The sequence below is a fragment of the Bradyrhizobium genomosp. III genome (genome assembly GCF_000261705.1).
Classification (GTDB): Bacteria; Pseudomonadota; Alphaproteobacteria; order Rhizobiales; family Xanthobacteraceae; genus Bradyrhizobium; species Bradyrhizobium ottawaense.
This window is the reverse complement of record NZ_AJQF01000069.1, coordinates 1-518: the sequence shown is the minus strand read 5'-3', so window position 1 is coordinate 518 and position 518 is coordinate 1. Positions and strand designations below refer to the sequence as shown.

Here is a 518-nt window from a genome sequence, read left to right as displayed (position 1 = left end):
CCGACGGCTGCCGTGCTGCTCGGCGGCCTCCTGATCTGGGGCCTGCAGCCAGGTCCGATGCTGTTCGTCGAGCAGAAGGAATTCGTCTGGGGCCTGATCGCCTCGATGTATCTCGGCAATCTCGCCGGCCTCATCGTCGTGCTCACCTGCGTGCCGCTGTTCGCCGCGATCCTTCGCGTGCCGTTCGGCATCATCGCCCCGCTCATCCTGGTGCTGTGCGCGATCGGCGCCTATTCGGTGCACAACAACACCTTCGACGTCATGCTGATGCTGGTGTTCGGCGTGCTCGGCTATCTCCTGAAGAAGTGCAACTACCCGCTCGCACCTCTCGTGCTCGCCATCGTGCTCGGCGACAAGGCCGAGGAAGCCTTCCGCCAATCGCTGCTGGGATCGCAGGGCTCGCTCGGCGTGTTCTTCTCCAACGGCCTCGTCAGCACCATCATGGCGCTCGGTCTGGTCGCCCTGTTCTGGTCCGCGATTCAGGAAGGCTACAGCCGGCTGCGCATGTCGATGGCGTG

1 protein-coding gene is annotated in these 518 nt (G+C 64.3%); it reads left to right on the top strand.

Annotated elements, in window-relative coordinates; all coding sequences use genetic code 11:
- A partial coding sequence (locus tag IC66_RS0106870) for a tripartite tricarboxylate transporter permease (protein ID WP_038947113.1) occupies nt 1-518 on the top strand: 518 nt, incomplete at both ends.